Here is a 14,624-nt window from a genome sequence, read left to right as displayed (position 1 = left end):
CAGGGTGGTGACGCTCCACCCAACCAGCGAAACGACGTCAGGCTTTGCCGAGTGCTGCCAGGCGCTTGCGCACCGCCGCTTCGATGCCGGCTGCATCCAGGCCGCATTCGGCGAGCATTTCGCTGGGCTTGGCGTGCTCGACGTAGTAGTCCGGCAGGCCCAGGTGCAGGATCGGTCGCAGCACGCCTTCGGCAGCGAGGAACTCGGCCACCGCACTGCCGGCACCGCCCATGACGCTGTTCTCCTCGACCGTCACCAGCAGCTCGTGGCTGCCCGCCAGTTCGCGCAGCAGGGCTTCGTCCAGCGGTTTGACGAAACGCATGTCGACCACCGTGGCGTCCAGCGCCTCGCCGACCTGCAGCGCCTCGGGCAGCTGTACGCCGAACACCAGCAGCGCCACCTTGCTGCCCTGACGGCGCACCACTGCCTTGCCGATTTCCAGCGGTTCCAGGGCCGGCTCGATGCTGGCGTTGGGGCCGCTGCCGCGCGGGTAGCGCACCGCGGCCGGGCCTTCGAAGTGGTAGCCGGTGGTGAGCATGCGGCGCATCTCGTTCTCGTCGCTTGGGGTCATCACCAGCATGCCGGGGATGCAGCGCAGGTAGGACAGGTCGAAGCTGCCGGCATGGGTCGGACCGTCTTCGCCGACCAGGCCGGCGCGGTCGATGGCAAACAGCACATCGAGGTTCTGCACCGCGACGTCATGGATCAGCTGATCGTAGGCGCGCTGGAGGAAGGTGGAGTAGATCGCCACCACCGGCTTCAGGCCTTCGCAGGCCATGCCGGCAGCCAGGGTGACCGCGTGCTGCTCGGCGATGGCGACGTCGAAGTAGCGGTCCGGATAGCGTTCGCTGAACGCCACCAGGTCGGAGCCTTCCTTCATCGCCGGGGTGATGCCGGTCAGGCGCGGGTCGGCGGCGGCCATGTCGCATAGCCACTGGCCGAAGACGTTGGAGTATTTCGGCCCCGTGGGCTTCTTCGGCGCTGGCGGCGCGCCGACTGGCTCCAGTTTGCTGATTGCATGCCAGGTGATGGGGTCGGCCTCGGCCGGGGCGAAGCCCTTGCCCTTCTTCGTCACCACATGGAGGAACTGCGGGCCGTCGAGGTCGCGCATGTTGCGCAGGGTGGCGATCAGGGTCGGCAGGTCGTGGCCGTCGATGGGGCCGATGTAGTTCCAGCCCAGTTCCTCGAACAGGGTGCCGGGCACCAGCATGCCCTTGGCGTATTCCTCGGTGCGGCGGGCGATTTCCCAGGCGCCTGGCAGGCGCGAGAGGATCTTCTTGCTGCCTTCGCGCATGCTCGAATAGGTGCGGCTGGAGAGGATCTTGGCCAGGTAGTTGGACAGGCCGCCGACGTTGCGCGAGATCGACATGTCGTTGTCGTTGAGCACCACCAGCATGTTGGCGCCGACTTCCGGGGCGTGGTTGAGCGCCTCGAAGGCCATGCCGGCGGTCAGCGCACCGTCACCGATCACCGCGATGGACTTGCGCTGTTCGCCTTTCAGACGCGCGGCGACTGCCATGCCCAGGGCGGCGCTGATCGAGGTGCTGGAATGACCGACGCCGAAGGTGTCGTACTCGCTCTCGACCCGGCGCGGAAAGGCGGCCAGGCCGTCCTTCTGGCGCAGGGTGCCCATGCGCTCGCGGCGGCCGGTGAGGATCTTGTGCGGATAGGCCTGGTGGCCCACGTCCCAGACCAGCCGGTCGTCCGGTGTGTCGTAGACGTAGTGCAGGGCGATGGTCAGTTCGATCACGCCGAGGCCGGCGCCGAAGTGCCCGCCGGTGCGGCCGACGCTGTACAGCAGCTCCTGGCGCAGTTCGTTGGCAAGCTCTTCGAGTTCCGCCTCGCCCAGTCGGCGCAGCTGCTCGGGGGTCGCCGCTCGGTCAAGAACGGGCGTCGCGGGGCGCACCCGAGGAATCTCATGGAACGTCTTGGGCATCAGGCGGATCGTTGTCGTTGAAAAAAGAGCGGCAGTTTACCCGATGGGCCCCTCGATAAGAACGGCCCCGGGTCCGGTAGGGGTTTGACTGCGATTTCGGCGAAAGGTCAATTGCGCCGTTCGACGATGTAGCGCGCCAGTTCCCGTAGCGGCTCGGCGGCGAAGTCGAAAGGCCGCAGGGCGTGCAATGCCTGGTCGCGCAGTTCCAGGGCGTAGGCCTTGGCCGCGTCCATGCCGAGCAGGGCCGGGTAGGTCGGTTTGTCCCGGGCGATGTCGGCGCCCTGGTGCTTGCCGAGCGTGGCGGTGTCGCTTTCCACGTCGAGGATATCGTCCTGGACCTGGAAGGCCAGGCCGATGGCGCGTGCATACTGGCTCAGCGAGGCGAGGTTGTCGGCATCGGCACGGCCACTGGCGAGGGCGCCGAGTTGCACGCTGGCCTCGATCAGCGCCCCGGTCTTGTGCCGGTGCATCAGCTCGAGGGCATCGCGATCGAGCTTGAGGCCCACCGAGCCGAGGTCGATGGCCTGGCCGCCGACCATCCCCGCAGGCCCGGCGGCGCGCGCCAGCACGGCGAACATGCGCAGGCGCAGGGCGGCATCCTGCGGGTTGTGGCGTTCCTGAGCCATGGCCTCGAAGGCCAGGCTTTGCAGGCCGTCGCCGGCAAGGATGGCGCAGGCCTCGTCGAAAGCCTTATGGGTGGTTGGCTGGCCGCGACGCAGGTCGTCGTCGTCCATGGCCGGCAGATCGTCGTGCACCAGCGAATAGGCATGGATCAGCTCGACCGCGCAGGCGGCGCCGTCGGCGCTGGCCTTGTCACCATTCAGTGCTTCGCAGGCGGCGTAGACCAGCAGCGGGCGGACGCGCTTGCCACCGTTCATCACGCTGTAGCGCATGGCCTGGTAGAGCCGCTCGAGCTGCGGCAGCGGCGGGACGAAGAGGGCTTCGAGGCAGCCGTCGACGCGCTGCTGACAGCCTTTCTGGTAGTCGCCGATCATCATGCTTCGGGGTCCGACTCGAAGGGGGCTTCCTGCAGGCTGCCGTCGCGTTCCAGCAGGATCTGCACCTTCTGCTCGGCCTGGCTCAGCGCCGCCTGGCAGTCGCGGGTCAGGCCGATGCCCTGTTCGAAGCAGGTCAGCGAGTCTTCCAGCGACAGCTCGCCGCTCTCCAGGCGCTCCACCAGCTGTTGCAGCTCGGCAAGGGATTGTTCGAAATCGAGTGCAGCTTTCTTGCGGGCCATGGCGGGAACCTGTCGTCGGCGGCGAGTCGGAAACGGGCGCGACATTAGCAAAGAAACGCCGGTGGCAGCCACAAGGTTTGCCCGCGTGATGTGTATCAACCTGCGTAGGCCGGCGGAGTGCCCTCCAACCCGCGCCGCCGCTCAGTGGGCCTGCTCGCGCAGTCGCCTTTCCCGTTCGGCGAGCGGCAGCTTCGGGCAGCTGTCGCAGAGTTCGCCATCGGCGCGGCGAAAGTGCTGGCAGCACGCCTTGCGCTGCAGGCCCAGGCGCGTACCGCCTTCGGCCAGCGGTACCGCGAGCAGGCCGCTGGCGCCGGACATGGCGCAAGCCGCCAGCCAGACGTCAGCCGCCCGGCACAGTTGCAGGTTGCCGCAACCGTCGAGGCGCTGGCTATGCAGCAGTGCGGCCATGACGCAGTCGGCTGCCAGCCGCTGCGCCAGCTTGGGGTGCAGCCCGAGCAGCGGCCCGCTGACGGCCTGGGCCTGTTCACAGAAGCCACGGATCTGGGCGCCGGCATGGCGCAGCAGGCGCTGGGGCTCGCCCTGCAGTGGCTGGTGATCGGGCAGGCAGAACCCGGCGACGAAGCCCTGTTCGACGCCCTGCGCCAGTCCGTCCAGGCACGGGGCCTGGCCGGCCAGGCGCACCGCGAGCACCTGCAGGTAGATGGGCTGCCAGACCAGCAGCGTCCAGCAGCGCGCCGCCCAGTAGTGGCGGCCCGCTTCCGGACAGGCCGCCCGCCAGTGCGCCAGCAGCCTGGCCACAGACTGCGGATGCTCCAGCGTCAGCTCGTCGGCGCGGGGTGCGCCGACCCGGCCATCGAGGCCCGGCAGCACGCGACGCAGGCGCAGCAGCAGGCTGCCCAGCGCACCCGTGGCCGGCCAGCGCGCTTCAGCGCTCCGGTGCATAGCGCGCCACGGGGTTCTTCAGGGTGCCCGCGAATTTCAGCGCTCCGGCCGGATCGGCGAGGTCGAGCATCTGTCGGTTGTTGCCCAGCTGCAGGCGGTTCAGGCAGGAGCGGGCGAATTCCTCGGCGAACAGTTCGTAACGGGCGAACTTGTCGCGCAGCTGCGGCTGGCTGGCCTGATAGTCGGCGATGCAGTCGGCGACCTGCTGCCAGAAGCGCTGCTCCGGCAGGCCGCCCTGTTCGTCGAGAATCTGCGCCAGGTAGCGGAAGAAGCCGTCGAACACGTCGGTGAAGATCGACAGCACCTTGAGCTCGTCCGGCACCGAGACGGCTAGACGGCCGACCGCCTCGGGAATCTTCGCCTCGGCATCGAGGATCACCGCTTCCTCACCGATGTCCTTCATCAGCACGCGGACCGGCACATGGTCTTCCAGCACCAGGATCAGGTTTTCGCCATGGGGCATGAAGACCAGGTCATGGGCATAGAAGCAGTGCAGCAGCGGCTTCAGGTAGGCATTGAGGTACTGCCGCAGCCAGCGGTCGGCAGTGAGTCCGGACGCGCTGATCAGCGTCGGCAGCAGGGCGCGCTCGTCGCCGTCGCTGTGCAGCAGCGCGGCCATGGTCATCAGCCGCTGGCCGGGTTCGATGTGGCCCAGCGGGCTCTCGCGCCAGAGCGCCGAGAGCATCTTGCGGTAGGGGCTGCTGGCCGGCAGCGCCTGCTCGTAGTAAGGGTTGCGATAGCCGATCGCCGCCACCTCGCGCAGCAGCTGGAAGCCGCAGTCGCGCAGCAGCGGGTCGCGCGCCACGCGGCCGGCGAGGTAGGCGTTGATCGCCGGGGTCGCCTGCATGTAATAGGGCGACAGCCCGCGCATGAAGCCCATGTTGAGGATCGACAGGGCGGTCTTCACGTAGCGCCGCTGCGGCTCGCTCTGGTTGAAAAAGGTGCGGATCGACTGCTGCGCCAGGTAACGATCGTTGCTCAGGCCGAGATAGACGATCTGCCGGTTGGCGATCTCCGCGGCGAAGCCGATGGCCAGGATGTTGTGCCACTGCCAGGGATGCGCCGGCATCAGCAGATAGTCGTCCGGGTCGAGCTGCAGCGCCTGCAGCTGGTTGTGGAACACGCCGAGCTGGCCACCCAGTTCCTCGCGCAGCAGGGTCGCCTGGTCGAGCCCGTCGATGGCGCTGTAGCTGGCGCGGCTGCGGTGCACGGCGAGCCAGACCAGACGCACCGGGCTGGCGGCTTCCGGCGCGTAGGCGCGGTAATCCTGGGCATCGAACCCCATCCGCCCGTTGTTGGCGACGAACCCCGGATGACCTTCGCGCATGCCGGTCTCGATCTGCTGGAAGTCCGCAAGGGCCAGCTGGGCCGCGCTCAGCGAGGTGTTGGCGAGCTTGTAGGCGCTGCCGAACAGGGTGCTGCTGATCTCGTCCAGGTAGAGCGGAAGGTTGGCTTCGGAAAGGCCGAGGGCGTCGCTGAATTCGATGATGAACGCAAGGGCATCCAGCGGCTGTGGTTCCCCGTCGCTGAGCTTTTCGATGGAGTCGGTGGCGATCGACCAGTGATCCAGCGCCAGCCGCCGCGCCCTGAAGCGGTACTCGGTCGAGCTGTCCGGCACGGCGACGCGGTAGTGGCTGTCACCCAGCGGCTCGGGGCTGAGCAGCTTCTCGTGGCTGAACTCGGCCAGCGCCTTTTTCAGCAACAGGCGATTGGCGCGGGCCCAGAGTTCGGCTTGCAGATGGTCGGTGGCCAGGTCGCTGGTAGCGGTCGGCAGGCGTACGAGCTGATTCATTGCGGGTTCTCCTGAAGGGTGGCGAGGAACTGCGCACGGGTGCAGAACGCCAGGCAGGCGTCCTTCTCCGGCAGATGCAGCAGGCACTGGTAGACGAAGCCGACCCGGCGGTTGAGCGCATGCACCTTGGTGTTGCGGGCGTCGGGCTCGACGACGATGCGGCGGGCGAAAGGGTCGGCGAACTGATAGGCGAGAATGCTGCGCATCACCTCCAGGCTGAAGCCGTGCACCGGACGCTCGCAGGGGGCGAGCAGCAGGTGCATGCCGCGGTCGCCGGGGCGCACTTGATAGTGGTCGGCGAGCCGGTCGTGGGCAGGGTGGTAGCCCTCGAACAGGAAGGCCGGCTCGCCGTTCCACAGGCCGAGGGCGATGTCGCGGTGACTGCTGCGCTGGATCTCGTCAACGTAGTCGGCCAGCTGCGTCAGACTCATGTGGCCCATGCCCCAGAAGCGCGCGTAGTCGCGGCGCAGCCAGTCCTGCAGCAGCGGCAGGTGCTCGGGTTGCAGGGTTTCGAAGTGCATCGCGCCAAGGGCGCAGTAGCGAACGAAGCGCGGACCGTCCGCGCGGGAAAGAGCGGTGTTCATGGTTTGGCTCCACAGAGAGGCGCCCCGACCGGTGCCGAAACCAGCAGCCAGCGCAGGGTGCATGCGGTGAGAACGAGGCCTAGTGCCGAGAGCAGGAACGGCGCGGCGAGGCCGGCATCACGTACCACCACGCCGGCCAGCCAGGAGGCGGTGAGTACGCCGAGGTTCTGGAAGATGTTGATCAGGCTGTAGTCGCGGCCGTAGTGCTCCGGCCGGCTGAGGGCGAACAGTCGCGCATCCAGCGCCACGGTGAGCTGGTACAGCGCCCAGCCGAACAGCACGCGCCCGGCCAGCACCAGCGGCATCTGCTCGACACCCTGCAACGCCAGCCCGGCGGCGCCGAGCAGCAGCCAGGCGGTCAGGTGCTGCCCGGCGTGGTAGTGCAGGGCGAGGGCGAGCAGTGCCAGCATGCCGGGAATGGCATAGACCAGGCCGGTGATCCAGCTGGCCTGTGGTCCGCCGAGCTGTTCCCAGTACAGCGTGAAGAACGGCCGCGCCAGGTAGACGCAGAAGTAGAAAGCCAGCATCAGCAGGCACAGGCGGATGATCGCCAGGTGTTCCTCCCGCGGCCTCGGTGGCGTGCTCGCATCGACCCGCGCCGGCTGCGGCGCATGGCGCAACAGCAGCAGGCTGACGGCCATCTGCACGAAGTCCATCAGCCCCATCAGCACGAACATCCGCGCCGGACTGAGGTAGTGCAGCACGCCGCCGCCCAGCGTCGCGCCGGCAATTGCGCCCAGGTGCACCACCACCGAAAGCAGGCCGATGGTGCGTACCTGCTGGTCGGTGCCTACCAGGCCCATGACGTAGGGATACATCAGCAGGTAGCTGGCCTTGAAGGCGATCATCCCCAGCGACACCGGCCAGAACAGCCACTGCCGGTCGATGGCCGCGCAGGCCAGTGCCAGCACGCCGGCTACCAGCTGACCGACGATCAGCAGCCGCAGCGGGTGAGCATGGCGTGCAAGGCGCACCCACACGGGCAGTGCGAGCATCGCCACCAGGCACACCGCGGCCAGGTACAGCCCGACCTGCTCGCTGCGCAACTCGCCGAAACGCTCGGCGAAGTATTGCGGGTAGAACGGCATCAGCAGGCTGTCGCCGAGCACGGCCAGCAGCGTCATGCCGATCAGTGCGCGCCGCAGCGTCATCGCGCCGCCACCGCGCCCTGGGGTGTGAGCGGCTGCGGCAGGCTGAACTGCTGGAAGGCGATCTTCGTCTCCACCGCGTAGTGCTCGCGCCCGCAGATCTCGCGCAGGATGCAGGCGTTGCGGTAGCAGCCCATGCCGAGATCCGGCGTCACCAGGCCGTGATCGGCAAGCCCGGCGTTCTGCACGAAGACCTCGCCGCCGTTGCGGTCGATGCTGTAGTTGCGCGCCACGGCGAAGCGCTCCGGCGCCTGCCAGACGATGCGTTCGGCGATCGGCTGGATGAAGCGTGGCAGGCGGTACTGATACCCGCTGGCCATCACCAGCGCCTCGCAGCGGTGCCGGTAGCTCTGCTGCAGTTCGTGCTGGAAGAACTCCAGCTCCAGCGTGCCGTCGGCCAGGCGCTGGCAGCGGCGCAGCTCGGCGTTGGTCAGCAGCTGGGTCGGCACCTCGCCCTTGAGGCTCTGGTTGTACAGCTCGTCGTAGATGGCATTGATCAGCGTACCGTTGATGCCCTTGTACAGGCCCTTCTGGCTGTCGATGAGCTTTTCCCGGGTGCTGCGCGGCAGACTGTGGAAGTAGTCGATGTACTCGGGGCTGGTCATTTCCAGCGTCAGCTTGGTGTATTCCAGCGGGAAGAAGCGCGGCGCGCGGGTGATCCAGTTCAGCTGATAGTCGTGGCGGTCGATGTCCTGCAGCAGGTCGTAGTAGATCTCCGCCGCGCTCTGGCCGCTGCCGACCACGGTGATCGAGCGCTTGCCCTGCAGGCGTGGCTTGTCCTGCAGGTAGTTGCCGCTGTGGCTGACGTGCTCGGCCAGGCCTTCGCAGCAGCTCGGCAGATAAGGTGTGGTGCCGGTGCCGAGTACCAGGCGGCGGGTGAGGAACTCGAAACCCTCGCCGCTGCGCGCATGCACCCCGCGCACGCGGTAGCAGCGACGCTCGTCGAGGTAGTCGACGTGCTGGACGAAATGCCCGAAGCGCAGGCTGTCGAGCTGCTCCACCACCCACTGGCAGTACTGGTTGTATTCGCGGCGCATCAGGAAGAAGTCTTCCTTGATGTAGAAGGCGTACAGCCGCCCGATCTGCTTGGCGTAGTTGAGAAAGCTGAAACGGCTGGTGGGGTCGGCCAGGGTCACCAGATCGGCCATGAACGGCGTCTGCAGGGTGGCGCTGTCGAGCATCATGCCGGGATGCCAGTTGAAGCCCTCGGCGCGGTCGAGGAACAGGCAGTCGAGTCCGTCGATGGGCTCTGCCAGGCAGGCCAGGCCAAGGTTGAACGGGCCGATGCCGATGCCTATGAAGTCGTAGATCTTGTTCATGAGCGATCTCCTACTGGTTGACGGTCGTCGAGCAGGCGGGCGCCGTGGTCACGAATCAGCTCGACGATGGCGCGCAGGTCGTCCAGCGTGGTTTCCGGGTTGAGCAGGGTGAACTTGAGGTACTGCCGACCCTTGACCACGGTGGCGGCAATGACCGCCGCGCCGGAGCGGAAGATGGCCTTGCGGATCTCGCGGTTGATCTCGTCCAGGCGCTCGTCCGCCACGCCTGCGGCGACGAAGCGGAACACCAGCGTGCTCAGGCGGGGGGCGAAGACCTCGAAGGCCGGGTCGTCGGCGAGCAGGCGATGGGTGTCGGCGGCGCGGTCGATGACTTCCTCGAACATCGCGCCGAGATGCTCGGCACCGAGGATGCGCAGGGTCAGCCAGAGCTTCAGCGCGTCGAAGCGGCGGGTGGTCTGGATGCTCTTGTTGACCAGGTTCGGCGTGCCCTCGCGGGTCTGGCTGCGCGGGTTGAGGTAGTCGGCGTGGTGAGTGATGTAGCTCAGGTGCTGACGCTGGCGAACAAAGAAGCCGCTGCAGCTGACCGGCTGGAAGAACGACTTGTGGTAGTCCACGGTGACCGAGTCGGCATGCTCGATGCCGGCCAACCAGTGGCGGTAGCGTGGCGCAACCAGCAGGCCGCCGCCATAGGCCGCGTCCACGTGTAGCCAGACGCCATAGTGTTGGCACAGCGCGGCGATTTCCGGCAGCGGGTCGATGCTGCCGAAGTCGGTGGTGCCGGCGGTGGCGACCACGGCCATGGGCAGCTCGCCCAGGCGCTGACAATCGGCCAGCGCCTGGGCCAGCGCGGGCACGCTCATGCACTGGGTGCGGTCGGTTTCGATACAGCGCACGGCGTCGTAACCCAGGCCCAGCAGCGCCGCGGATTTCTGCACGCTGAAGTGGCTGGCACGGGAGGCGAAGATGCGCAGCCCGGCCGCTTCGGCCGGAAGGCCATGACGCAGGTTGCCGCCGTGACCGGGCAAGCGATTGCAGACGTGCTCGCGCGCCAGCAGCAGGCCCATCAGGTTGGACTGGGTGCCGCCGCTGGTGAACACGCCGTCGGCCTGGCTGCCGAGGCCGATGCGCGCACAGGTCCAGTCGATCAGGCGTTGTTCGATCAGCGTCCCGCCGGCGCTCTGGTCCCAGGTGTCCAGCGAGGAATTGAGCGATGACACCAGCACTTCGGCGAGCAGCGCCGGCAGCACCACCGGGCAGTTGAGATGGGCGACGTAGCGCGGATGGTGGAAATACACCGCGTCGCGCAGATAGAGCTGATCCAGCTCGCGCAGCGCGGCGCCGGCGTCGCCCAGCGGGCGCTCGAGATCGACGCGTTCGAAGTCGGCGGCCAGCTCCTGCGGAAGGATGCCGCTGAACGGCTGCTGCTGGCGCTGCAGACACTGCTGCACCAAGTTCAGCCCCTGCTGCAGGAGCTGGCGGTAGTCATCGTGATTGCTGCGGGTGAAGAGCCCGTTGCTGACGGGGCCGGGGGCGAAGGGCACTACGGTACTGGACGGGGTCATGCACATTCCTCGGGCCGAGCGCGGCCGCGACCCGGAGCGGGCCGTTTTCGCGGCGTCGGTGGTTTCTTGTCTGGCGGCGTGGCCGCACGAAAGCATCTGCGAGGATGCCGTTTAATCGAGAATTACTCTCAATTGCGCAAGGGCACAGGCAAGACGAATCAGCGCGGAAAAACCATTACGGGGTCGAAGAAAAAAAATTACGGGCGCTCCAGCCGCTGGCGCGCCTTGGCCAGCTGAGCGATCACGGTGTTCACCGAAATGCCCAGACGCTCGGCGATCTCCGCCTGGCTGAGCCCTTCCAGCCGCGCCAGTTCGAACACCTGGCGACAGCGTGGCGGCAAGTCGTCGAGCTGGCGCAGGACGCATCGCAGCGCACACTGGTGTTCCACCAGCCCGCAGGGGTCGGCCTGCACGGCCTCGATCAGTTCCAACGGTGCCTCGTCGCCAGCACCGACAAGCGCGCGATGGCGCAGGGCATCGCGCAAGAGATTGGTGGCGATGCGAAAGAGATAGGCCTTGGGGTTGGCGAGGCTCTGCTCGGGCATGACCTGCGCCAGTTTCAGCCAGGCATCCTGGGCCAGGTCCTCGGCCAGTGCTCGGCAGCCGCCGAGGCGGGTCAGATGGGCTACCAGCCGTTGGCGGTGATGGACATAGCATTGCAGACAGGCATCGGGAATCTTGTTGTTGTTGCGCATGGGTGCGTGCCACCGGGAGGGGGCACGAACCTAACTCAGATGCGAACGCTTCGCAATTGCATGCGCTTTGCCGCTATCGATGCCGATCAGCCGTCCAGCGGCAGCTGCAGATTGACCGGCCGGCCATTCAGCTGCAGACGGCACTGCGCTGCCGGCTGCGGTCGCGCATAGTGGAAGCCTTGCAGGCTTGGGCAGCCGTTGAGGCGCAGGAAGGCCGCCTGACGCTCGTTCTCCACCCCTTCGGCCACCACATGCAGCCCAAGGTGGCTGGCCATGGTGAGGATGCCCCGCACCAGGGCTACCGATTGCTCGCTGTCCGGCAGCCCGCTGACGAATTCACGGTCGATCTTGATACCGTCGAAGCGGAAGCGCTGCAGGTACGTCAGCGAGGCATAGCCGGTGCCGAAGTCATCGAGCAGCAGTGGCAAACCGGCGGCCTTGAGACGGCCGAGGGTCTGCTGCACATGTTCGTCGGCCTCCAGCAGCGCGCTTTCGGTGATCTCCAGCTCCAGCATGTCGGGCGACGCACCCTCTTCGGCGAGGATCGCCAGCAGGCTGCCCGCCAGATCGGCCTGGCGGAAGTCCAGCGGCGACAGGTTGATCGCGATGCGTAGCGGATGGCCCATGGCGTGCCAGCGGCAGGCCTGGCGGCAGGCCTCTCGGACCACCCAGCGGGTCGCCTCGATGATCATGCCGCTCTCTTCCAGCACCGGGATGAACTCTCCGGGCGGTACCAGTCCGCGCTCCGGCGAATTCCAGCGCAGCAGCGCCTCCATGACTTCGGGCTCGCCCTGGGCATTGACCTGGGCCTGGTAATGCAGCACGAACTCGTCCCGGTCCAGCGCCCGGCGCAGAGCCTGCTCGAGGGCGCGGCGGCCGGCGGCGGCATCGCTGAGCGCTTCGTTGTAGAACACCGTGCAGTTGCGGCCGGCATCCTTGGCCGCATACAGGGCGAGGTCCACCTGCTTGAGCAGGTCGCTGGCACTGTGCCGACCGTCGCTGATGGCAACGCCGATGCTCGGGCTGACGTAGCACTCGTACTGGCCGATGCGCACCGGCGGCTGGAAGCCTTCGATGATGCACTGGGCCAGCTGCTCGGCGCGGGCGTGGTCGCTGCCGTCGAGCAGCAGCATGAATTCGTCGCCACCGCTGCGCGACAGGAGCGCATGCTCGGGCATCAGCCGGCCCAGGCGGTCGCCGATCTGCACCAGCAGCTTGTCGCCGATCTCGTGGCCGAGGCTGTCGTTGATGCGCTTGAAGTGGTCCAGGTCGAGGTAGAGCAGCGTCAGCGGCAGGCGCGCCGCGAGCAACTGTTCGAGGCGCTGCACCAGGTAGTTGCGATTGGCCAGCTGCGTCAGCGGATCGAAGTGGGCAAGAAAGCGCAGACGCTGTTCGGCGCGCAGGCGGTCGCTGATGTCGCGCAGCAGCACGAGGAAATGGCGAACGCCGTAGCGCTGGAATGGCGTGCAGCTGATCTCCAGCGGCACCTCCCGATCATGACGGCGACCGGTCAGCTCCAGCGGCGTGTTCGCCGGGGTGCTCAGCAGGCGGGTGGTGGCGTCGCTTTCCAGCAGGCGATCACTCGGCAGGTTGCCCAACAGCTCCGCCGGGGTACAGCCGAACAGCGCTGCCGCCGCAGGGTTGGCCTGCAGCACGCGCAGCTCGCGGTCGACCACCAGCATGCCGATCGGCGCGGTGTCCACCAGGTCGCGGAACAGCTGCTCGCTTTCGCTGAGCGCCAGCTGGCGCTCGTGCAGCTGGTTCATCATCCGATTGAGGGTTCTGGCCAGCCGGCCGATCTCGTCGCGGCCGCCGACCGACAGGTTCTGCGGTTGCTGATCGATGGCGAACTGGCGTGCGGCCTGGTCGATGCGGGCCAGGCGGCGCGTCAGCAGGCGGCCATAGAGGCGGTTGAGGATCAATCCGAGCAGCAGCAACAGCGTCAGCGTCTGCGCCAGGTAGAACCAGGCCTCGCGCTTGGTCTGCGCCAGCATCGGCGCGAAGTCGTACTCCACCAGCAGCGCTTCGCGCAGCGGCGTGCCGTCCTGGGCGACGCGGTCCAGCGGGTAGATCGCCAACTGCCTGGAGCCTTCGCCGAACCAGCCCGCGCGGCCGCCGTTCACCTGTTTGGCGAGTTCGCTGGCATCGATCAGCGTCAGGCGCTCGGGGGACAGACCCAGCTGGGTCGTGGCGATCACCTGTAGGCTGCGGTCGATCACCATCGCCCAGCGCACACCTTCCAGGCTGGCCAGATCGGCAAGCTCGGTTTCCAGCTCGGCGTTGCGGCCGAGGCGGCGATGATCGCTCAGGCTGCTCTGCAGCAGGGCAAGATGCTGCGAGGTGTGATTGCGCCAGCCGGCGAGGGTTTCCTCGATACGGGTCGGCAGGTGCCAGGCGGTCAGCATGACCGTGAACAGCAGACCGAAGATGCCCAGCAGCAGGGGCAGTGATCGACGCAGCGACAACCTTGTCAGCATATTGGGCCCTCGCAGCGAGCGATCAGATTGACCGGATTCGAACCGTTGAGCAGCCGGCGTTCGCGCAGATATTGGCTGAGCTGGCCGATGCTCTGCTGCAACTGGCCCTCGTCGAACCACTCACGGTTGACGGCGCGATCACCCATCAACAAGCCGTCGAGGGTGACCTGCAGTGCCATCGGCGTCAGGCCCAGGCGCGCATGCAGGCGCGGATCGGTTTCGCCGCGATTGTCCTGCCAGGTGCGCAGCGCATCGAACCAGAGGGCCCGGAGGCGCCGACGCTGCTCGCGGGTGACGCGTTGCCGGTCGACCACCAGTACGTCGACGATCTCGCCCGGCAGCCGGCGGCTGTCGAAGATGCGCCGGGCGCCCTTGCTTTCCAGCGCCGGAGCCTCCGAAGCAAAGGTGATGACAGCGTCGACATCGCCGGCGGCGAAGGCGGCGGCCTGCTCATGCACCGGCAGGCTGACCACCTGCAGATCGTCGATCCGCAGCCCGGCCTGATCCAGCACGCGGGACAGGAAGTAGGCGCCCAGCGCAGTGTTTTCGACGCCGATGCGCTGGCCGGACAGGTCCTTGAGGCTGGTCAGCGGCGCGCGGGCGAACAGCGCATCGGCGCCAGCTGAGACGTTGGTGACCAGAATGATCTCCAGGTCGAGCTCCGCCGCGCTGTCCTGCAGCAGCAGCGTTTCGTCGAGGGTGAGCATGGCGGCGTCCAGCATGCCGTTGCGAAAGCCGCGCAGCACACCTGTGGTGTTCGGGTATTCCACCAGGCGGATGCCACTGGGGGCAGTCCAGCCCAGATCGTCCGCCAGATAGATCGGCGCATAGCCAAGCCAGCGGTTGCTGCCGATACGGATCGAATCCGATTCGGGCTGGCAGCCGAGCAAGGCGACAAACAACAGCAAGAGGATTGAGCCCCGAACCATGCGATCACTCCGTGATACCTGTTAGCCACCATAGCGAAACCGTACGGTCACGGGAATCCCTTCGAAAGCAGGGGATATAGG

The 14,624-nt window shown here is 67.1% G+C and carries 12 protein-coding genes; all 12 read right to left on the bottom strand.

What is annotated here, in order from left to right; genetic code table 11:
- Window positions 1-37: 37 nt before the first annotated feature.
- Window positions 38-1,936, bottom strand: a complete 1,899-nt coding sequence (gene dxs / locus PSTAB_RS18205) for a 1-deoxy-D-xylulose-5-phosphate synthase (RefSeq protein ID WP_013984120.1) — start codon at window positions 1,934-1,936, stop codon at window positions 38-40.
- Between the two features lie 107 nt (window positions 1,937-2,043).
- A complete protein-coding gene (locus PSTAB_RS18200) occupies window positions 2,044-2,931 on the bottom strand; it encodes a polyprenyl synthetase family protein (protein WP_011914720.1) in 888 nt (295 codons plus the stop codon).
- Entirely contained in the window at window positions 2,931-3,173 is a 243-nt protein-coding gene (locus PSTAB_RS18195; protein ID WP_003283056.1) for an exodeoxyribonuclease VII small subunit, read from the bottom strand. The genes PSTAB_RS18200 and PSTAB_RS18195 overlap by 1 nt, the downstream gene beginning before the upstream one ends.
- A 141-nt stretch (window positions 3,174-3,314) precedes the next feature.
- Window positions 3,315-4,076: a siderophore ferric iron reductase gene (locus PSTAB_RS18190; protein WP_013984118.1), complete on the bottom strand. Its 762-nt coding sequence runs from the start codon at window positions 4,074-4,076 to the stop codon at window positions 3,315-3,317.
- Window positions 4,060-5,868, bottom strand: coding sequence for an IucA/IucC family protein (locus tag PSTAB_RS18185; RefSeq protein WP_013984117.1), 1,809 nt, complete (start codon window positions 5,866-5,868; stop codon window positions 4,060-4,062). The genes PSTAB_RS18190 and PSTAB_RS18185 overlap by 17 nt, the downstream gene beginning before the upstream one ends.
- Window positions 5,865-6,452 (bottom strand): GNAT family N-acetyltransferase, encoded by a 588-nt coding sequence (locus tag PSTAB_RS18180; protein WP_013984116.1) that lies wholly within the window; start codon window positions 6,450-6,452, stop codon window positions 5,865-5,867. Before PSTAB_RS18180 ends, PSTAB_RS18185 begins: the two co-directional genes overlap by 4 nt.
- Window positions 6,449-7,603: an MFS transporter gene (locus tag PSTAB_RS18175; protein ID WP_013984115.1), complete on the bottom strand. Its 1,155-nt coding sequence runs from the start codon at window positions 7,601-7,603 to the stop codon at window positions 6,449-6,451. Before PSTAB_RS18175 ends, PSTAB_RS18180 begins: the two co-directional genes overlap by 4 nt.
- Window positions 7,600-8,919 (bottom strand): lysine N(6)-hydroxylase/L-ornithine N(5)-oxygenase family protein, encoded by a 1,320-nt coding sequence (locus PSTAB_RS18170; protein WP_013984114.1) that lies wholly within the window; start codon window positions 8,917-8,919, stop codon window positions 7,600-7,602. The genes PSTAB_RS18175 and PSTAB_RS18170 overlap by 4 nt, the downstream gene beginning before the upstream one ends.
- Complete coding sequence (locus PSTAB_RS18165; RefSeq protein ID WP_013984113.1) at window positions 8,916-10,442, bottom strand: pyridoxal phosphate-dependent decarboxylase family protein; 1,527 nt, start codon at window positions 10,440-10,442, stop codon at window positions 8,916-8,918. Before PSTAB_RS18165 ends, PSTAB_RS18170 begins: the two co-directional genes overlap by 4 nt.
- A gap of 197 nt (window positions 10,443-10,639) precedes the next feature.
- Window positions 10,640-11,137: an RNA polymerase sigma factor gene (locus PSTAB_RS18160; protein ID WP_013984111.1), complete on the bottom strand. Its 498-nt coding sequence runs from the start codon at window positions 11,135-11,137 to the stop codon at window positions 10,640-10,642.
- An 86-nt stretch (window positions 11,138-11,223) separates the two neighbouring features.
- Complete coding sequence (locus tag PSTAB_RS18155; RefSeq protein ID WP_013984110.1) at window positions 11,224-13,614, bottom strand: putative bifunctional diguanylate cyclase/phosphodiesterase; 2,391 nt, start codon at window positions 13,612-13,614, stop codon at window positions 11,224-11,226.
- Window positions 13,608-14,543, bottom strand: a complete 936-nt coding sequence (locus PSTAB_RS18150; protein ID WP_013984109.1) for an ABC transporter substrate-binding protein — start codon at window positions 14,541-14,543, stop codon at window positions 13,608-13,610. Before PSTAB_RS18150 ends, PSTAB_RS18155 begins: the two co-directional genes overlap by 7 nt.
- Between the last annotated feature and the right edge of the window lie 81 nt (window positions 14,544-14,624).

It is taken from the genome of Stutzerimonas stutzeri (genome assembly GCF_000219605.1).
In the GTDB taxonomy this organism is placed as follows: Bacteria; Pseudomonadota; Gammaproteobacteria; order Pseudomonadales; family Pseudomonadaceae; genus Stutzerimonas; species Stutzerimonas stutzeri.
Note: the sequence above shows the minus strand (reverse complement) of the source record. Positions and strands in the feature narration are given on the sequence as shown.